This is a genomic window from Streptomyces sp. M2CJ-2 (assembly GCF_016757295.1).
In the GTDB taxonomy this organism is placed as follows: Bacteria; Actinomycetota; Actinomycetes; order Streptomycetales; family Streptomycetaceae; genus Streptomyces.
Map to the genome: position 1 here is coordinate 30839 of NZ_JAESIF010000052.1, position 17968 is coordinate 48806.

The window sequence follows — 17968 nt, forward strand, 5'->3', positions numbered from 1 at the left end:
CCTGCCCCGCGGGCCGGCGTCAGCCCGCCGGGGCCGCCTCCTCGCCCTCGCGACGGCCGTGCAGGAAGAGCTGGGGCTCCGGCGTGGCGTCGGGGTGGGCCGGGACGAACATCACGCTCTTCTCCGACAGCACCGTCAGCCCCGCCCCGCGCACCAACGCGGTCACGGCCTGGGCGGCGAAGCTGGTGACCCGCACGTCCTGCCCCATGAAGACACCGTCGAAGCCCTCGACGTCCAGGGGCACGGTGGCCAGCGCGAACAGGCCGCCGGGGCGCAGGGCCGGGGCCAGCCGCCGCACCAGGTCCGCCTGCTCCGCACGGGACATCTGGAGCAGGGCGAAGTACACACAGACGGCATTGAAGGAACCGTCCTCGAGCGGCAGCTCACGGATGTCGCCGCAGCGGAACTCGGCCTCGGGCACCTGCCGGGACGCGATCTCCACCATCACCGGCGACACGTCGACACCCAGCACCCGGTGACCGGCCGCGGCGAGCGTGGCGGCCGTGGGCCGGCCCGTCCCGCTGCCCACGTCCAGCACCCGGCTGCCGGGCGGGAGCCGTTCGAGCAGCCACGCCAGCGAAGCCCGGTGCGCCTCGGAGGCGGCGAACGCCTTCTCGTAGTCGCTGCCCAGCGCGTCGAACACCGCCGCTGCCGGTGACCTGCGATTCCCGTCGACCAAGACGCACCCCGTCTCCGCGTATCGATGCCGGGCATCGTGCCATCCCCGAGCCGCCCTCACAACCGTTCCCCGCTGCTCCCTTCGGCGTTCCTTCCGACGCTCCTCCCCGCACGCCGGACCGGCTTGCGAAGGCCCCGGCCGACACGGCAGGGTCGGGGTGTGCCGACTCTGCTGATCATCCATCACACGCCCTCGCCCAACTGCCAGACGATGTTCGAAGCGGTCCTGTCCGGGGCCGGCGCCCCGGAGATCGAGGGCGTCCGGGTCGTCCGGCGGGCGGCGCTCTCCGCCACGGCCGGCGACGTCCTGGACGCCGACGGCTATCTGCTCGGCACCCCGGCGAACCTCGGCTACATGTCAGGGGCGCTCAAGCACTTCTTCGACCAGGTCTACTACCCGTGCCTCGACACCACCCGGGGCCGGCCGTTCGGTTACTACGTGCACGGCGGCAGCGACGTCACCGGGGCGGTGCGGGGCATCGAGTCCATCACGAAGGGCCTCGGCTGGCGGCGCGCCGCGGACGCGGTGACCGTCACCGGCGAACCCGACAAGGCCGCCGTCGAGCGGTGCTGGGAACTGGGCGCCACGCTCGCCGCCGGGCTGACGGACTGACCCGCCCGTCCCCCGGGGGAGGGGGTGGCGGGATCAGCTCCCTCCCCCCACCCGGCGCCGGTCCTGCTCGTCCCAGGCGCGGGTGTCCCGGGGCTGGGTGTACGGCTCGGCCTCCGGCGGGTGACCGCCGGCGATGGCCCGCTGCCGGGCGATCTCCGCGTCGAACTCCAGACCCAGCAGAATCGCCAGATTGGTGATCCACAACCAGACCAGGAAGACGATGACACCGGCCATCGTGCCGTACGTCTTGTTGTACGAGGCGAAGTTGGCGACGTAGAACGCGAACCCGCCGGAGGCGGCCAGCCAGATCAGCAGGGCCAGGAAGCTGCCAGGGGTGATCCATCGGAACCCCCTGACCCGGGTGTTCGGAGCGGCCCAGTACAGCAGCGCGATCATGATCGTCACCAGGACGACCAGCACCGGCCATTTGGCGATGGACCACACCGTCAGCGCGGCGTCCCCGATGCCGAGGGTGCCGCCCACCTGACGGGCCAGACCACCGGTGAAGACGACGATGAGCGCACTGACCACGGCCAGCACCATCAGCACGACCGTCATCCCGAGCCGCACCGGCAGCACCTTCCACACCGGGCGCCCCTCGGGGATGTCGTAGACCGCGTTGGCCGAGCGGATGAACGCCGCCACGTAGCCCGACGCCGACCACAGGGCGAGCACGAGACCGACGATCGCCATGACCGAGCCGGTGCTCGCGTTGCCCTGGAGCTGGTCGACGGCCCGGGTGATGATGTCGCGGGCCGCCCCGGGGGCGAGTTGCTGGACGTTCTCCATGACCTTGTCCGTGGTCGAGCGGCCCGTGATACCCAGCAGCGAAACCAGGACCAGCAGTGCCGGGAACAGCGCCAGCACGCCGTAGTACGTGAGCGCGGCGGCCCGGTCGGTCAGCTCGTCGTCCTTGAACTCGCGCAGCGCACCCTTCAGCGCGGCGCCCCAGGCCCCTTTCGGGAGTTCGGCCGGTGCGTCCGGTGCCGACCGCTCCACCTCGTCGCTCGGTCCTTGCTCCACCGGTTCCCGGCCTGAGTGCTCCGGGCCGGGGCCTGAGCGCTTCGGGTCCGGGGCGTCACCGTCGGACCGCCTGTGGCGTCCCGGGACATTCAGTTTCATGGCCCCCGAGTAACCACGGAACGGGAAATCACTCCGTGCGCGGGCGGCCGCGGGAGCGGAACAAGATTGTGGGAGCGCTCCCAAAGCGTGCAGGATGCCGGGCATGATCTCCTCTCCCGTGATCCGTCCGTACCGCCGCGGGGACCGGCCGGCCCTCGACGACATCTGTGTCCGCACCGCGCACAACGGTCGGGACGCCCGGCCCCACTACCGTGACCCCGGCATCCTCCCGGCGGTCTTCGCCGCCCCCTACGTCCACCTGGAGCCCGAACTCGCCTTCGTCCTGGACGACGGGAAGGGGCGCGCGGTCGGTTACGTCCTCGGTACCGCCGACACGTCCCGCTTCGCGCGGCACTTCCGTGCCGCGTGGCTGCCGCTGGTCGCCGATCGTCACCCCGAGCCGGACGGGCTGCCCGGGACGCCGGACGAGGAGATGGCCTGGCTCCTGCACCACCCCGAGCGGATGTCCGTCCCCGAACCGGCGGCCTACCCCGCCCACCTGCACATCGACCTGCTGCCCTGGTGGCAGGGGTGCGGGTACGGCCGGGAGTTGATGCGGACGTTCCTCAAGGCGCTGCACGACCGCGGGGTGCCCTCGGTCCACCTCGTGATGGCGAAGGCCAACAGCTCCGCCAGAGCCTTCTGCGACCGGATGGGCTTCCACGAGATCGAGGTGCTCCTCGACGATTCCGTCACCTGCCTCGGGCGCTCGACGCGGGACCACGACCGGCTCTGAGGACCCCGTGTGCCGACCGACGGCGGACGTGAACTTCCGCTGAACGGTGGTCGCTTCATCTGCCCGGCCCCCGAAGTCCCCGCCGTGCACGCCGAGTCGGGCGGGAACCGCGGGGGCTCGGGTGCCCTGCGGTTCCCGGCGCGGTTCCTGAGATTTCTCGAAGAAACCGTGAGGCGCTGAACACACCGCGACGCACCTACGTATGGGGCGTGGGAATTCCATGCCCGCCCCCCCGCGACAAAAGCGTAGGAGTACCGCCTTGGCACGCAACACACGCAGACGCCCACGAGGTCCACAGCGCGCGACCTTCGCCGCGGTCGCGCTGATCCTGGGCGGAGGGGGGTTGATGGCGGCCAACGTCTACGCTTCCGCGACGGAGGACGACGCCGTCGGCGGGGCCGGTCAGGCGCGCGTCCTCGGCGGCGCCACCATCGACTGCCCCGACGTGGCGACCAACCTGACCACGGTCCCCGAGAAGGCGCGGCCGGACGTCGACAAGGAACTGGCCGCGCTGGACGAGCAGATCGCCCAGGCCTATCAGCGGCTGGGGGAGTCCGCGCAGGCCATTCAGCAGGACCCCGGCGTCGCCGACGACAAGGTCATCGACCCGCTCGAGGAGGAGCGCTCCGCGACCCTCGAACGCATCGCGGCCGCCATGGAGGAGGAGGGAGACCGCCCCGAGGGCCTCGGTGAACTCGCCGACTGCTCCGTCCGTGACTCCGGAAACGCGTCCGCCCAGCCGGGAGACGGCCAGGACGGGAACAGTCAGGCCGGCGACCAGGGCGAAGGGGGCGAAGGGGGCGAGAACGGCGGCGACGGCCAGGACCAGGGCGGCGGAAACGGCGGACAGGCGGGCAACGGGCCCGTCGCCGCGGACTTCGTGGACATCCAGAGCGTCCAGCCCAACGTGGTCAAGCCCGACCCGACGGCGGACGCCTCGAAGGGCACCTTCGTCAGCAGTTGCGGAGTCAACGAGAACGGTCTGTTCAACTCGGACAACGTGATCGCGGCCCCCGGTGTCGCCAACGGCGCGCACCACTTCCACGACTACATCGGCAACCAGGCCACCAACGCCTTCTCCAGCGACGACCAGTTGGCGGCGGCCGACACCAGCTGTGAGGACCAGGGCGACAAGTCGTCGTACTACTGGCCCGTGCTGCGGCTGCAGAACGGCACCGAGGAGCAGGACGCCAACTCCCCCGGCGGCGGCATCGAGGGCAACGTCGGTGAGATCGTGACCCCCAAGGAGGTCACGCTGACGTTCGTGGGCAACCCGCAGGGCGAGGTCACGGCCATGCCGCGGCTGCTGCGCATCATCACCGGTGACGCCAAGTCGTTCGTCAACGGCCCCGCCAACGCCAACGCGTCCTGGAGCTGCACCGGCTTCGAGGACCGGCAGCTCGAGGACAAGTACCCGCTGTGCCCGCAGGGCAGTGACGTGGTCCGCACCTTCGACTTCCAGAGCTGCTGGGACGGCCGCAACACCGACAGCGCCAACCACCGCACGCACATGGCGTTCATGGACGCCCGGGGCAACTGCCCGTCCGGCTTCACGCCCGTGCCGCAGCTGGTCCAGCGCATCGTCTACGACGTCGACGCGCCGAGCCTGAACGACGGCGGTGCGACGACCCCGCTGTTCGCCGTGGACTCCTTCCCGGAGCAGCTGCACAAGCCGGGCACCGACCACGGAGACTTCATCAACGTCTTCGACGAGGACCTGATGCAGGAGATGGTCGACTGCATCAACAGCGGCCGCACCTGCGGTGTCGGCGCCGGCGACGGCGGTGAACAGCCGGGTGAGGACCCGAAGGAGGAGCCCACCGAGGCTCCCGGCGGGGGAGGCAACGGCGGCAACGGCGCCGAGCAGCCCGGTGACGGCGCCGCCCAGCCGGGTGACAAGGGAGGCAAGGGCGACAAGCCCGGCGCCGGTGACGGAAGCCAGGAGAACCCCTCGGAGCCCCCGGCCGACGCCCCGGCCACCGAGGAGCCCGCGGGTGACGACGCCACCACCCCGCCCGGCGACAAGCAGCCCGAGGTCCGCGCCTCGGCCGCGCCCAAGGGTGACGGCGCGGCAGGCGCGGGCAACCAGCAGGGCGACGCCGTCGGCCAGGAGACGCCGGGCATCGGCACGGCGACCGACGACGCCGGCCGGCAGGCCGCGGCGGCCGACGCCACCGAGCCGCAGACCGTGAGCGGCGGTCTGGCCGAGACGGGCGCCCAGCTCTGGCCGGCGGCCGCGGGCGCGGTCCTGGTCATCGCCGGTTTCGTGCTGCTGCGCCGGGTGCGCCGCACCTGACCCGAACGTCCCGCGCGGCGAGGCGCGGGTACGCACGACGGCGGCAGGCCCCGCGCGGGGCCTGCCGCCGTCGTGCGTACGTCCCGCTATCCGGGCCTTCCCGAAGGCCCCGGCGCGCCCTCGCCCTCCGTGTCGATGTGGGGCAGGATCCGGTCCAGCCATCGCGGTGTCCACCAGGCGTGGCGGCCGAGCAGGGTCATGACGGCCGGCACCATCAGCAGGCGTACGACGGTGGCGTCGATGAGGACGCTGACGGCGAGGCCCAGACCCAGCATCTTGACCACGATGTTCTCGCTGATGATGAACGCCGCGAACACGCTCACCATGATCAGCGCGGCGCAGGTGATGACCCGCGCGGTGATCTCCAGGGCGTGGGCGACCGAGTCCTTGGCGTCGCCGGTGCGCAGCCAGGCCTCGTGGACGCGGGAGAGCAGGAAGATCTCGTAGTCCATGCTGAGGCCGAAGATGATGGCGAACATCATCATCGGTACGTAGCTCTCGATCGGCACCGTGCCGGAGACGCCGAGCGCGGGCCCGCCCCAGCCCCACTGGAAGACGGCGACGACGACGCCGTAGGAGGCGGTGATGGACAGGACGTTGAGGACGGCCGTCTTGAGGGCGACGAGCGGTCCCCGGAACACCACCAGGATGACCAGGAAGGCCAGCGCCACCACCACGCCGATGATCAGCGGCAGCCGGTCGGCGATGAGGTCGCGGAAGTCGACCTGGGCCGCCGTCGTACCGGTGACGTAGGTCTTGGCCTCCGTGCCCCGCACGGCGTCCGGCAGGGTGTCGTCCACCAGGCGGTTGGTGAGGTCCGTCGTCGTGGCGCTCTGCGGGGAGGCCGTCGAGTACACGGTGCCGACCAGGACGTCACCGTCCTGCGTGGCGGTCAGTGGTGTGACGGCGGCGGTGTCACCGACCGCGTCCAGGGTCTTCTGGGCCTGTGAGGCGAGGCCGGACCGGTCGGAGTCCGGTACCGGGGACTGGTCGATGACGACGGTGAGCGGGCCGTTGGAGCCGGGCCCGAAGGCGTCGGTCATCAGGTCGTAGGCCCGGCGGTCGGTGAAGGAGGTGGGGTCGGCGCCGTCGCCGATGTGGCCGAGCTGGAGGGAGAACACCGGGGTCGCCAGGACGGCGATCGTGGCGACGCCCGCCGCCAGATACCGCCAGGGCCTGCGTTCCACCCGCCGGGCGTAGCGGTGCCAGGTGCCCTGCGGTTCGGCACCCGGCTCGGCGTCGGTCTCGGCCACCGGGCGGCGCACCCGGTAGCGGTCGATGTGCCGGCCGATCAGCCCCAGCAGGGCGGGAACCAGGGTCAGCGCGCCGATGACGGCGGAGACGACCGTGACGGCGGCGGCGAGCCCCAGCTTGGCGATGAAGGAGACACCGGACGCGGACAGACCGGCGAGGGCGATGATCACCGTGCAGCCGGAGACGACGACGGCCCGTCCACTGGTCGAGGTGGCGTGACCGGCGGCCCGTACCGGGTCCTCGCCGTCCATGACGTCCTGCCGGTAGCGGGTGAGCAGGAAGAGGGCGTAGTCGATGCCGACGCCGAGGCCGATCATCGTCGCCAGTGTCGGCGAGACCGTCGCGAAGGTGAACGCGGCCGCCAGCAGCCCGAGCACGGCGAGACCGCCGACGACCGCGATCAGCGCCGTCAGCAGGGGAATGCCGGCGGCGAGCACACTGCCGAACCCGATCAGCAGGACGACGATCGCCACGCCGAAACCGATCAGCTCGCTCACCCGGTCGTTGGGCGCGGGCCTGGCCAGCTCACCGAGCGGCCCGCCGTACTCGACCTGCGCCCCGGCCGCCCGCAGCGGCTGGACGGCGTCGTCCACCCCGTCCAGGTAGTCGTCGCCCAGGGTGGAGGGCTGGACGTCGAAGCGGACCGTGATGTAGCCCGTCTTCCCGTCGGAGGAGAGCGGACCGACGTCGGGCTGCGACCGGCCGGTGGACGACCCGGCGGCGGACAGCGGATTCTGTGCCGACAGCACATGCGGCAGTTTCTCCAGCTCGGCCACCGCGGTGGAGATCTGCGAACCGAACGCGGTCAGTGGCCGCTGTTCGTCGTGCAGCACGATCTGGCTGCCGTAGCCGCCGGCCTGTGGATCGTGTCGTCGGAGGACCTCGATGCCCTGCTGGGACTGGGCGTCCGGCAGCGTGAAGTCGTCGGAGTACGTCCCCCCGAAGGAACGGCTCGTCACCTGCAGCGCCACCAGGGCCACCAGCCAGGCAACGACGACGATCACGAAGTGCCGCGCACACCACTCGCCCAGCCGCCGCAGCATCCCCGGCCTGCGTCCGCCCCGTGCCTCGTCTCCTCCGTGCTCAGCAGGCATGGGCGTGTTCTCCTCTGCCCCGGCTCTCCGCCCCTTCCTGTGCCGAGGCCGAGCCGGTCCTGGCCTCGCCTCCATTACATGCGGCGGGGATCACCCCGGCATCTCGGACTGCGCGACGGTGGCCACAGCCGGTGGCGGCCCGGTGCCCGGGCGTGCCCGTCCCGCCGGCCCCGAGCGGGGCGGGCCGCGAGGACATGCTCGCGGAGCGGGTCGGGCGTACCGTCCGGGGTGTGGAACGTGTACGTCCCTGAGGGAACAGCGGGCACCTGCGCACCCTCTCCGACGGGCGGGCAGCCCTCCTGCCGCGGGACCGGAGGCCGTGATGTCCAGGATGAACGAGCCGCTCCTGGGCGCCGCGTCGCTGGACGACGCCCTGGGTGCGGGCCTGGCCGCCACGGTGCGGCGCACCGGAGCCTCGGTCGGCGCCCTCTACCTGCTGGACGCGGCGGACGGGGTGCTGCGCCTGGGATGGCTGAGCGGGATCCCGGAGGATTTCAGCACCCCGTGGCAGCGGCTGTCCCCCATCTCGCCGACGCCCGTCACCGACGCCGTCTGGGAGGACCGGCTGGTCTGGGTCGGCGGTCAGGACGAGATGGTGCGCAGATACCCCCGGATCGCCGCGGTCCTGCCGTACCCGTTCGCGATGGCGGCGATGCCCCTGACCGGTGCCCGCCGGTGCTGGGGCGCCGTCGGCCTGATGTGGCCCGCCGACCACCCGCAGCACGTCACGGCCCGTGAACGGCACAACATCACGACCAGCGCGCGTCAGCTCGCACGTCTCCTGGAGGACGGCTCCCGGCCGCCCACCCTCCACGACCGGCCGCGGATCGTCACCCCGGACGCCGTGGCCGGCCCGGCGCAGACCGGGCTGGCCGCCTCCGACTATCTCGAGCGGCTGCCCGAAGGGGCGGTGTCCCTCGATCTGGAGGGCCGGATCACCTTCCTCACCACCGACGCCGCCCGCCTGCTCGGCCGTCGTACGGAACAGCTCCTCGGCACCAGGCCCTGGCAGTCCCTGCCCTGGCTGGACGACCCGGTCTACGAGGACCACTACCGCACGGCGGTGGTCAGCCGGGTACCCGTGACCTATGCCGCCCGCCGCCCCCCGGACCAGTGGCTGACCTTCGAACTCCACCCGGGCAGCAGCGGCATCAGCGTCCGTGTCACCCCCCGGAAGGGGTACACCGCGGTCCTGCCGACGCCCGCGGACGTGCCGCGCCCCGAGCCGGCCCCCATGGGGCGCCTGCACCAGCTGGTCCATCTGGCCGCCGCGCTCACCGAGACGGTGACCGTGCGGGACCTCGTGGACCTGATCGCCCACCAGATACTGCCCGCCTTCGGTGCCCAAGGCCTGATGCTCGCCTCGGCCGAGGCCGGCCGATTGCAGATCGTCGGCCATCACGGCTACCCCGGCGACGTCGTGGAACGGCTCGACGCCCTGGACCTGGACACGGAACTCACCCCCGCGGGTGATGTCCTGGCCGGCGGCACGGCCGCCTTCTTCGGCAGCCGGGACGAGATCGCCGCCGGGTATCCCAGCACCGTCCACCTCAGCGACAAGACGGCCTGGGCCTTCCTCCCGCTGACCATCTCGGGACGACCGGTGGGCTGCTGCGTCCTGTCCTACGACCGGCCGCACACCTTCACCGCCGACGAACGGGCCGTCCTGACCTCCCTGGCCGGCCTGATGGCCCAGGCCCTCGACCGCGCCCGCCTCTACGACGCCCAGCACCACCTCGTCACCGCCCTGCAGCGCACCCTGCTGCCACGCGCCCTGCCCACCGCGCCCGGCCTCGACGTCGCCGTCCGATACCTGCCCGCCGGGCACGGCCTCGACGTCGGCGGCGACTTCTACGACGTACTGCCCCTCGACGAGACCACCGTGGCCGCCGTCATCGGGGACGTGGAGGGCCACGGCGTCACCGCGGCGGCCCTCATGGGCCAGGTCCGTCTCGCCGTCCACGCGCACGCCACGGCCGGCGCGGCACCGGACAAGGTCCTCACCCGGACCAACCGGCTGCTCGCGGACCTGGACTCCGAGCTGCTCGTCTCCTGCCTCTACGCCCATATCGACCTGGCACGCCACGAAGTGACCCTGACCAACGCCGGCCACGTCCCACCGCTGCTGCGCCGTGCCCCCGGACGGGCCGACGTGGTGCACCTCGACCCCGGACCGCTGCTCGGCATCGACACCGGCGGCCACTATCCGGTCACCACCGTCGGCCTTCCCCCGGGCGCCGTCCTCGCCCTCTACACCGACGGCCTGGTGGAGGCTCCCGGCACCGACACCACCCACGCCACCGAGCGGCTCGCCGAACGTCTGGCGGCGGGTGCCGACCTGGACCTGCACCGGCTCATCGACCGCCTCCTGCACCCCGCGGAGCGCACCGGCCAGTCCGACGACGACATCACCGTCCTCCTCCTGCGGGCCACGGAACCGGGCGAGGGGCGGGGCGATGCCCCCGACGCCGAGGGCACGGAGACCAGGCCCCGGCCGCCCGACGGAACGCCGTGAGCGGCAGCGCCTCGTCGTCCGGCCGGTCACCCCGGCTCCGTCCCGGGCGGCGACTTCCTCCCTCTCGCCTCCTCCCGGTGCAACCTTTTGTCCAACTCGGTCGTCTCACCCGATATCAGCAGGAGGCGACCCTTGGGGGCGTAAATGATGAAAACAAGAGCAATCTGTATGACTCTGGCGCTCTTGGGGGGCACGCTGGGTGTGGCGGCGGTCCCCGCTGCCGCCACACCCGCCGTCGCCCTCCAGGCCGCGACGTCCCGGTCCACGGCGTGCCCCACCGGCTGGGGCAGCCTGGCCAAAACCGCTCCCACGGCCACGACGGCACCGGTCCGGGACGTCAGGACCGGACACCACACCTGCTACGACCGGATGGTCGTCGACCTGCCGGGAGCGGGCGGCAGCGGTATCGGGTACACGGTCCGGTACGTCGACCGGCTGTACCAGGACGGCTCCGGCCGGCCCGTCTCCGTCGCCGGCGGCGCCGTCCTGGAAGTGCGGGTGGCCGCTCCGCCGTACGACCCCGAGACCGGCCGGCCCACCTACCCCGCCCGTGCCGGACAACCCCTGCCGGGAGTGGACCTGACCGGGTACCGCACCTTCAGGGACGCGCGGTTCGCAGCCGGCTTCGAGGGCGACACCCAGATCGGGCTCGGGGTGCGCGCCCGGTTGCCGTTCAGGGTGCTGCAGCTCCCGGACCGTCTCGTGATCGACGTCGCCCACAGCTGGACGGACACGAGCTGAACGCGATTGTCAGTGGTGGATGCCACCCTGCCGGTATGGACGAGCTGGAGTTCATGCGCGGCAGGGTCTACGGAGCGGACCACGACGATCCGGGGCCGCGCGACGGGCGGTCGTACGCGGAGCTGGCAGGAGGGCCGCTGGACGGTCTCCTGCTGGACATCACGGACCGCTCCGAGGCGGAACTGCGGGGCGGCGTCGGGCTGCCCACCGAGATAGGCCGCTACGGCGCGGGCGGCCGCGCCCTGTACGTGCCCCGCGACAGGGGCGGGCGTGTGTTCGACTGGAAGGGTGATGTTCCCTGAACACGCGGCCCGCGCCGGCCGGCCGGCGCGGGCGTGAGGAGGCGGGAGTGAGCCATGGGACTCCTTTCGGAGGGCGGCTGGATGGTGCGCGACCGGATCGGTGACGCGATCTTCTCCCGGGTGGCGGGACCGGACGGCCGCGACAACCGTGCCCGTATCCACGGCACGCCCGGTCCGCGCTGGTTCGGTCCCGAACGGCCCGTCAGGCGGGTGCACGGGGATGCCTCGATGTTCATCGGCGGACTGTCGGCCCTGCTGCTCCAGTCGCTCCATCCGCTGGCCATGGCCGCCGTCGCCGGGCACTCCGGGTTCCGCGGGGACCCGTGGGGCCGCCTGCAGCGGACCAGCACCTTCCTCGCCATGACCACCTACGGCCCGGCCGACGGCGCCCAGCAGGCCGTCGACCGGGTACGGGCCGTGCACGAGACGGTGCGCGGCACGACCGCGGACGGCCACGAGTACCACGCCGCCGACCCCCACCTGCTGTGCTGGGTGCACATCGCGGAGGTCGACATGTTCCTGCGCGCCCACCAGCACTACGGTGCCCGCCCGCTGGACGACGAGGGCTGCGACGGTTACGTGGCGGACATGGCGCACATCGCCACCGCGCTCGGCGTGCCCGACCCGCCGAGGAGCCGAGCCGAACTCGCCGACCGGCTGGCGGACTACCGCGGGGAACTGCGGTCGACCCCCGAGGCACGCGGCGCGGCGCGTTTCCTGCTGCTCAACCCGCCCGTTCCGGTCCTCGCCCGGTTGCCCTACGGTGCCCTCGCCGCCGGCGCCGTGTCCCTGCTGCCGAACTGGGCGTCCCGCGCGCTGTGGCTGCCCAGGGCGGCACCGGCCGAAGGCATGCTCGTCCGTCCGTTCGGCACCGCCGTCACCGCGGGCATCCGCTGGGCGCTGGCCCCGCCCGCCGGCCGGGCGGAGCACGGACGGCGTGGCCGTCCGCCCGGGCCGGAGCAGGGTGTCGCCGCCGGTTGACACATCCGATTCGGGGCACTCAGTGCTGGCTGGTGCCGTTCGGACACGGGAGGTCGAAGTGGCGGTTCGTCATCGTCTGATCAGTACGAGTCCGCAGACGGTCTGGGCCGTCCTCGCCGACGGCCGTCGCTACGCACAGTGGGTGGTGGGGACCTCGTCCTCGGAGCCGGCCCGGGGCCGGTGGCCCCGGCTCGGCGCGGCGATCCGCTACGAGGTGCGGCTGGGGCCCCTCCGCCTGTCCAACGAAACGATCGTCCGACGCTGTGAGCAGGGCGAGGCCCTGGAACTCGAAGCCGACGCGGGCCCCCTCGGTACGGCGCGCATCGCCATCGAGCTGCGGCCGTGGGGAGACCAGTGCCTGGTGCTCGTGGACGAGCATCCACTGCGCGGAGTCGGCGGTCGCCTGCACAACGCGGCCGTGGAAGCCCTGTTCCAGGTCCGCCACCGCGCCATGCTCGCCAGGCTGGCGAAGCTCTGCGAGGCAGAGGCCGCCGAGGAGGAGCGCCGCCGCCCCCTCGGTCAGGTCGTGTCGCCGGAGTCCGGCCAGGGAGGCGCTCGTGCCTGACGCCGTAGTGATCGGGGCCGGTCCCAACGGACTCGTGGCGGCGAACCTCCTGGCCGACGCGGGCTGGAGTGTGGAAGTGCTGGAAGAGCAACCGGAGCCCGGCGGCGCGGTACGGCACGACCGGGGCGTCCACCCGGACTTCGTCAGTGACCTCTGCAGCTCCTTCTATCCGCTCGCCGTCGCGTCCCCGGTGCTCGGAGGGCTCCGCCTGGAGGACCACGGGCTGCGCTGGAGCCATGCCCCGCACGTCCTGGCCCACCCGCTGAGCGACGGCAGGTGTGCGGTGCTCGACCGCCGGATCGATGTCACCGTCGACTCCCTGGAGGCCTTCGCGCCGGGCGACGGAGCCTCCTGGCGGCGGCTGCACGACGCGTGGCAGAACCTTCGCCCAAGTCTCCTGAACTCACTTTTCACCCCGTTCCCGCCGATCCGCTCCGTCGTCCGGTCCGTCGTCCGGCTGCGCGGCGCGGGCGGTCTGCGGATGGCCCGCACCCTGGTACTGCCCGTCCGCCGCCTGGGGGAGGAGGAGTTCCGGGGTGAGGGCGGCGGGCTGCTGCTGGCCGGCAACGCGCTCCACGCCGACCTGGCACCGGAGGCCGCGGGCAGCGGGGGCTTCGGCTGGCTGATGTCGATGCTCGGACAGACCTACGGCTTCCCCGTGCCGGTCGGCGGCTCCGGCGCCCTCACCGAGGCACTCTCCCGGCGCCTGGCCGCACGCGGTGGCCTGCTGCACTGCGGCCGGCGGGTCGACCGCATCGTCGTGCGCGAGGGCCGGGCGGTGGGGGTGCGCACCGCGGACGGAGAGACGATCGGCGCCAGGCGGGCCGTCCTCGCCGACGTGTCCGTACCGGCCCTGTACGGCGAACTCGTCGACGCCGTGCACCTCCCCGCCCAGCTGGTGTCCGATCTGCGGCGCTTCCAGTGGGACTTCGCCACCTTCAAGGTGGACTGGGCACTCGACGGCCCGGTGCCCTGGCAGGCCGAGCAGGCCGCGGGCGCCGGCACCGTCCACCTCTCGGACGGCATCGACGAACTGACCCGGTTCGCGGCCCAGCTCGCCGTGCGCCAGGTCCCCGATCGCCCCTTCTGCCTGTTCGGGCAGATGACGACATCCGACCCCGCCCGCTCCCCCCGGGGCACCGAGTCCGCGTGGGCCTACACCCACGTGCCCCACACCGTCGCCGGCGACGCGGGCGACGAGGGACTCACCGGTACCTGGGACGCCGAGGAACAGGAGATCATGGCCGACCGCGTCGAGCGCCAGGTCGAGCGGTTCGCACCCGGGTTCCGCTCCCGGATCCGGGCCCGGCGCGTGCTCGCTCCGCCGACGCTCCAGTCCCTCGACCGGAATCTGCACGGCGGCGCCATCAACGGCGGCACCACGGCCATGCACCAGCAGCTCTTTTTCCGCCCGACGCCCGGCACCGGACGACCGGAGACGCCCGTGAAGGGTCTGTACCTGGCGTCCGCGGGAGCACACCCGGGGGGCGGAGTCCACGGTGCACCGGGCGCCAACGCCGCCCGCGTGGCCCTGCGCCGGCACCTGACGCCGGGTCCGGCACGGGTGCAACGCCTGCTGGCCCGCCGAGACCGCACCGGCCGCAGGCAACCCGATCCGGGCGACCGAGCCGACGGCGGATGACCGCAACACCGACGACCACAGGCGGAGGCGAGACGATGACCAGCCACGACGACGGTCCCGACCGCGCGCATCAGCGCCCCGAAGGCGTCAGCCGCATCACCGTGGAAGCCCTGGGGTCGCTGTCGAAGGCACTGGAGACCACCGAGCGCGCCCGGGGCCACCTCTACAGCTTCCACCAGCTCACCGGCACCGCCGACCTCGAACTGGACCGGGCGGTCGAACTTCTTCGCGAGGCCGGGCACCCGGAATGGGCCGAGACGGTGCGCACACAGGTCCTGGGCCGGAACGTGATTCCCGGCCACTGGACGTTCCAGATCGTCGAGGCCTACGACCACACGTACTACGAGCCGTTCAGGGAATTCGAACACGCCGCCGTCGAGGAACTCGCCGAGGGACACGACCACCTCTACGAGGCGGAGATGAAGGAAGCCCGCCGTACCGCCGGGCATCCCGACCACACCGCCCGTCCCGACACCACCTTGGAGCCCGGGGCACGGGCGGAGGAGCGCAACCGCGCGGACCGCACCCGGGCATCCCGAAGGGAACGGCCATGAAGGCCGACCCGCTCCACGGCCGCACCGCCGTGGTGACCGGCGCCGCGCGGGGAGTCGGAGCGGCCCTGGCCCGCGACCTGTCCCGGCGAGGGGCCCGGCTCGCCCTGCTCGGCCACGAGAAGGCGGCACTGACGGCGGTGGCGGCCGGCCTGCCCACGGCGACGCTGGTCTGCGAGGTCGACATCACCGACGAGGCCGCCCTCGGCGATGCCGCCGCACTGGTGCGGACGCGCCTCGGCACACCGTCCGTCGTCGTGGCGAACGCGGGTGTCGCGGAAGGCGGCCCGTTCGCCACCTCGGACCCCGCCGACTGGCGCCGGGTCATCGACGTCAACCTGACCGGAAGTGCGGCGACCGCCCGCGCCTTCCTGCCCGATCTGCTGGCGACCCGGGGCTACTACCAGCAGGTCGCCTCGCTCGCCTCGATCGGCGCCGCCCCCTTGATGAGCGCCTACTGCGCCTCCAAGTCCGGGGTGGAGGCCTTCGCCCACGCGCTGCGGGCCGAAGTGGCGCACCACGGCGTGGCCGTGGGCATCGGATACCTGAACTGGACCGACACCGACATGATCCGCGACGCCGACCGGTACCCCGTGCTGCGGGAACTGCGCGCCCGGATGCCGCTGCCAGCCCGGCGCGTGTACCCGGTGGACCAGGTCGCCGCCCGGCTGGCAGCGGCAGTGGAGCGGCGCAGTACGGCCGTGTACGTGCCCCGCTGGCTGCGCCTGGCTCAGGCGACGCGTGCCGCGCTGCCGCCGGTGGTGCTGCGGGTCGCCCGCCGCGAACTGGCCCGTCTGGAGGCCGAGGACCCGATGCGGCACACGGGTCTGCTGGGCGCCGGTGGGGAGGCCGACCGGGTGGCCGCCCGGAGGAACGGGTGACTCCTGGACCGGCCGGGACGTCGGCCTCAGGGTGCGGGCGTGGCCTCCCGCACGGCGCGGTGGACCGCCCGCGCCAACCGTGCACCCCACAGGGAGCGGGGCCCGGCGAAGACTTGCGGCTCCTCGCCGGGGCAGGGGATGCGGGCGGCGACGCACACCGCGTCGGTGGGGGTCCCGGAGCAGTCGTGCCCCGCCTCCAGAAGGGCCTGCACCTTTGCCTCCGTGGCCGTGGCCACCGCGTTGACCAGGGCGGCGTCGCTGAGCGGAACCGGCACGGCGACGACGATGTTGATCGTGCCCGGAACGCCCGTGCGGTCTGTGCCGGCTGTGCCGTCCGTACCCGCTGCCGGAGCGGCGGCCCAGCCGCGTACCTCGATGCCCGACGTGACGACCGCCTCCGCGCCGCCGTCGTGCGCGTGGGCGTACGCCGAGACGTCCGCGGCCGTCATCAGTCCCACCCCCGGACCGCGTGCGCCCGCACCGGAGGCGAGGGCGGCGAGGTGCCGGGCGGGGTCGGTACGCCGATAACCGTGGGAAACCTGGGCGTTGAGGACCCAGGCCCGCTCGCCGATACCTCCGCCCAGTACCGCGCTGCTGATCATTCGCAGGCCCGGCCCCGGAACCCACAGCAGGGCGTGCAGTCGTTCGCCGTCCTCGACACGGGTCAGGCAGCGTGGGCGCAGCAGCCCGACGGGGGTGCGGGGCGGCGGGAGGACGGCGGTCACCGGGCAGAGCTCCTTGCGGGATCGGGGTCGGCCGATCGTATGCCGGACCGGCCGACCCGGCACGCACGGGTCCCGCTCAGTGCTCCGCCGCCACTGCTCCCGCCCGCCGGGCGTCGCCGTGGGCGCGTGCCGACGTGCGGGGGAGACGGTCAACGGCGACGGCCGCGGAGCTTGCCCAGCAGGCGCTGCGCCTGTGCGCGGCGCCGGGGGTCGGCCGCGGCACGTCGTACCTGCTCGGTCGCGCGCTGCCCCTGAGGGCTCCTGGCGAACCGCTTGATGCGCTCCACGATGCCGGGCATGAGGGCTCCTTTCCACGGGCCTGCGCCCTTGCCGTCCTCGGCGTTCCTGTTCTCCTCGCCTACCCCCGGAGGGCGGAATCAGCCCCGCGAACGCCCGTACGGGCTCACGTCTGCCTCAGCGGTTCGTACACCTCGGGGGCCAACCCGAAGGTCCAGGCCACCCCTCCCGGGCGGTCCGCGTCGTCGGCGGCACCCGAAGCCAGTACGTGCGACGGGTACCGTCGGGCTCCGGAGCGGAGTTGACGACCTCCACCATCAAGACCGCCTCGTCGCCGACGAGTTCGACACGCCAGAGCGTGCCCGTATCGTCCCGGTGCACGGGCTCGGCCCCGGAGTCGGTCAGACAGCGGTCGTAGCCGTAGTACTCGAGCATCACCCGGCGCAGTTCGGCGTTCTCCTCGGCCCGGATCCGCTCCGGCGTGAGGGTGCGCAGCTCCTTCAGAAAGGCACGCGGCACCGGCATGCCGCGCCAGGCGCACAGGGCGAACCCGTCGGGGAACTCCAGCGCCGGGCCGTCGCCGTGGTCCAGTCGACCCGCCTCGTCACGGTGCGGGGCGACCGGACGCTCGCACACCACCGCCACCTTCTCGAACGGCCACCACCAGCCGGCGCTGCGGCACACCTGGGCCAGTCCGTCGAGCGGGGACCCGGCGCCGTCCAGGGCGGCCGGCCACGGCGCGTCGTGCTGCCCGCCCAGGCCGCCCAGGCGGTGTTGAAGACCTACTTCCAGGCGTGGAGGAACTGCTGGGAGGGGCGGACCGGCGCACCGAACTTCAAGTCCCGCATCCGCACGGTGATGTCCGTGGACATCCCGCAAAGCAGGGATTTGAACATCGTGCGCGTGCACCGCCGCTGGGGCATGGTCAACATCCCCAAGGTGGGCCGGGTCCACTTCCGTTGGACCAGGGACCTGCCGGTCGGCAGGCGCGCCGACAAGAACAACCGGATCACCGGCGCCCGGCTGGTGAAGGAC

The 17968-nt window shown here is 72.8% G+C and carries 16 protein-coding genes and 2 pseudogenes; 12 read left to right on the top strand and 6 right to left on the bottom strand.

Annotated features, from left to right (window positions below; all coding sequences use genetic code 11):
• Positions 1–19: 19 nt before the first annotated feature.
• A complete protein-coding gene (locus tag JL475_RS28840; RefSeq protein ID WP_202280899.1) occupies positions 20–679 on the bottom strand; it encodes a bifunctional 2-polyprenyl-6-hydroxyphenol methylase/3-demethylubiquinol 3-O-methyltransferase UbiG in 660 nt (219 codons plus the stop codon).
• A 159-nt stretch (positions 680–838) separates the two neighbouring features.
• Here JL475_RS28840 and JL475_RS28845 point away from each other — a divergent pair, with 159 nt between their 5' ends.
• A complete protein-coding gene (locus JL475_RS28845; RefSeq protein WP_202280900.1) occupies positions 839–1291 on the top strand; it encodes a flavodoxin family protein in 453 nt (150 codons plus the stop codon).
• 33 nt (positions 1292–1324) lie between these two features.
• Here JL475_RS28845 and JL475_RS28850 read toward each other — a convergent pair whose 3' ends face one another.
• The gene (locus tag JL475_RS28850) at positions 1325–2413 is read right to left on the bottom strand and encodes a YihY/virulence factor BrkB family protein (protein ID WP_202280901.1); all 1089 of its coding nucleotides are present in this window, start codon (positions 2411–2413) and stop codon (positions 1325–1327) included.
• Positions 2414–2516: 103 nt separating this feature from the next.
• Between JL475_RS28850 and JL475_RS28855 the strand changes: the two genes are divergently transcribed.
• Together JL475_RS28855 and JL475_RS28860 are read left to right on the top strand one after the other, a co-directional pair.
• Positions 2517–3149, top strand: a complete 633-nt coding sequence (locus JL475_RS28855) for a GNAT family N-acetyltransferase (protein WP_202280902.1) — start codon at positions 2517–2519, stop codon at positions 3147–3149.
• Between the two features lie 346 nt (positions 3150–3495).
• Positions 3496–5445, top strand: coding sequence for a DUF1996 domain-containing protein (locus JL475_RS28860; protein ID WP_202280918.1), 1950 nt, complete (start codon positions 3496–3498; stop codon positions 5443–5445).
• Positions 5446–5531: 86 nt separating this feature from the next.
• Here the strand turns inward: JL475_RS28860 and JL475_RS28865 are convergent, their stop codons facing one another.
• The gene (locus JL475_RS28865) at positions 5532–7793 is read right to left on the bottom strand and encodes an MMPL family transporter (RefSeq protein ID WP_202280903.1); all 2262 of its coding nucleotides are present in this window, start codon (positions 7791–7793) and stop codon (positions 5532–5534) included.
• A gap of 322 nt (positions 7794–8115) precedes the next feature.
• On the opposite strand from JL475_RS28865, the gene JL475_RS28870 reads away from it, so the two are divergent.
• The 8 genes from JL475_RS28870 (at position 8116) to JL475_RS28905 (ending at position 15971) form a co-directional block, all read left to right on the top strand.
• Positions 8116–10308 (top strand): SpoIIE family protein phosphatase, encoded by a 2193-nt coding sequence (locus tag JL475_RS28870; protein ID WP_202280904.1) that lies wholly within the window; start codon positions 8116–8118, stop codon positions 10306–10308.
• 168 nt (positions 10309–10476) lie between these two features.
• Positions 10477–11049, top strand: a complete 573-nt coding sequence (locus JL475_RS28875) for a hypothetical protein (protein ID WP_237408569.1) — start codon at positions 10477–10479, stop codon at positions 11047–11049.
• Between the two features lie 35 nt (positions 11050–11084).
• Positions 11085–11351 carry a hypothetical protein gene (locus JL475_RS28880; protein WP_202280906.1) on the top strand — a complete coding sequence of 89 codons (267 nt, stop codon included), beginning with the start codon at positions 11085–11087 and terminating at the stop codon, positions 11349–11351.
• Positions 11352–11405: 54 nt separating this feature from the next.
• A complete protein-coding gene (locus JL475_RS28885; RefSeq protein WP_202280907.1) occupies positions 11406–12332 on the top strand; it encodes an oxygenase MpaB family protein in 927 nt (308 codons plus the stop codon).
• 58 nt (positions 12333–12390) lie between these two features.
• The gene (locus JL475_RS28890) at positions 12391–12897 is read left to right on the top strand and encodes an SRPBCC family protein (protein WP_202280908.1); all 507 of its coding nucleotides are present in this window, start codon (positions 12391–12393) and stop codon (positions 12895–12897) included.
• On the top strand, positions 12890–14539 hold the full coding sequence (locus tag JL475_RS28895; protein ID WP_202280909.1) for an NAD(P)/FAD-dependent oxidoreductase: 1650 nt from the start codon (positions 12890–12892) through the stop codon (positions 14537–14539). The genes JL475_RS28890 and JL475_RS28895 overlap by 8 nt, the downstream gene beginning before the upstream one ends.
• Before the next feature lie 35 nt (positions 14540–14574).
• Positions 14575–15093: a hypothetical protein gene (locus JL475_RS28900; RefSeq protein WP_202280910.1), complete on the top strand. Its 519-nt coding sequence runs from the start codon at positions 14575–14577 to the stop codon at positions 15091–15093.
• Positions 15090–15971, top strand: coding sequence for an SDR family oxidoreductase (locus JL475_RS28905; RefSeq protein ID WP_202280911.1), 882 nt, complete (start codon positions 15090–15092; stop codon positions 15969–15971). The genes JL475_RS28900 and JL475_RS28905 overlap by 4 nt, the downstream gene beginning before the upstream one ends.
• A 26-nt stretch (positions 15972–15997) precedes the next feature.
• Here JL475_RS28905 and JL475_RS28910 read toward each other — a convergent pair whose 3' ends face one another.
• The 3 genes and pseudogenes from JL475_RS28910 to JL475_RS28920 all read right to left on the bottom strand — a co-directional run.
• A complete protein-coding gene (locus tag JL475_RS28910; protein ID WP_202280912.1) occupies positions 15998–16696 on the bottom strand; it encodes an adenosylcobinamide amidohydrolase in 699 nt (232 codons plus the stop codon).
• A gap of 149 nt (positions 16697–16845) precedes the next feature.
• The gene (locus tag JL475_RS28915) at positions 16846–16995 is read right to left on the bottom strand and encodes a hypothetical protein (protein ID WP_202280913.1); all 150 of its coding nucleotides are present in this window, start codon (positions 16993–16995) and stop codon (positions 16846–16848) included.
• Between the two features lie 104 nt (positions 16996–17099).
• Positions 17100–17692 (bottom strand): annotated as a pseudogene (locus tag JL475_RS28920) (DUF6745 domain-containing protein); the annotation flags it as partial.
• Here JL475_RS28920 and JL475_RS28925 point away from each other — a divergent pair.
• A pseudogene (locus JL475_RS28925) lies at positions 17678–17968 on the top strand (RNA-guided endonuclease TnpB family protein); the annotation flags it as partial. The pseudogenes JL475_RS28920 and JL475_RS28925 overlap by 15 nt on opposite strands.

Bases quoted from the DNA above. Each gene is read 5' to 3' on its own strand.
- JL475_RS28855 (WP_202280902.1), top strand. From the start codon at position 2,517: ATGATCTCCTCTCCCGTGATCCGTCCGTACCGCCGCGGGGACCGGCCG.
- JL475_RS28850 (WP_202280901.1), bottom strand. From the start codon at position 2,413: ATGAAACTGAATGTCCCGGGACGCCACAGGCGGTCCGACGGTGACGCC.
- JL475_RS28885 (WP_202280907.1), top strand. From the start codon at position 11,406: ATGGGACTCCTTTCGGAGGGCGGCTGGATGGTGCGCGACCGGATCGGT.
- JL475_RS28905 (WP_202280911.1), top strand. From the start codon at position 15,090: ATGAAGGCCGACCCGCTCCACGGCCGCACCGCCGTGGTGACCGGCGCC.
- JL475_RS28880 (WP_202280906.1), top strand. From the start codon at position 11,085: ATGGACGAGCTGGAGTTCATGCGCGGCAGGGTCTACGGAGCGGACCAC.
- JL475_RS28860 (WP_202280918.1), top strand. From the start codon at position 3,496: ATGGCGGCCAACGTCTACGCTTCCGCGACGGAGGACGACGCCGTCGGC.
- JL475_RS28865 (WP_202280903.1), bottom strand. From the start codon at position 7,793: ATGCCTGCTGAGCACGGAGGAGACGAGGCACGGGGCGGACGCAGGCCG.
- JL475_RS28875 (WP_237408569.1), top strand. From the start codon at position 10,477: ATGACTCTGGCGCTCTTGGGGGGCACGCTGGGTGTGGCGGCGGTCCCC.
- JL475_RS28870 (WP_202280904.1), top strand. From the start codon at position 8,116: ATGTCCAGGATGAACGAGCCGCTCCTGGGCGCCGCGTCGCTGGACGAC.
- JL475_RS28915 (WP_202280913.1), bottom strand. From the start codon at position 16,995: ATGCCCGGCATCGTGGAGCGCATCAAGCGGTTCGCCAGGAGCCCTCAG.
- JL475_RS28900 (WP_202280910.1), top strand. From the start codon at position 14,575: ATGACCAGCCACGACGACGGTCCCGACCGCGCGCATCAGCGCCCCGAA.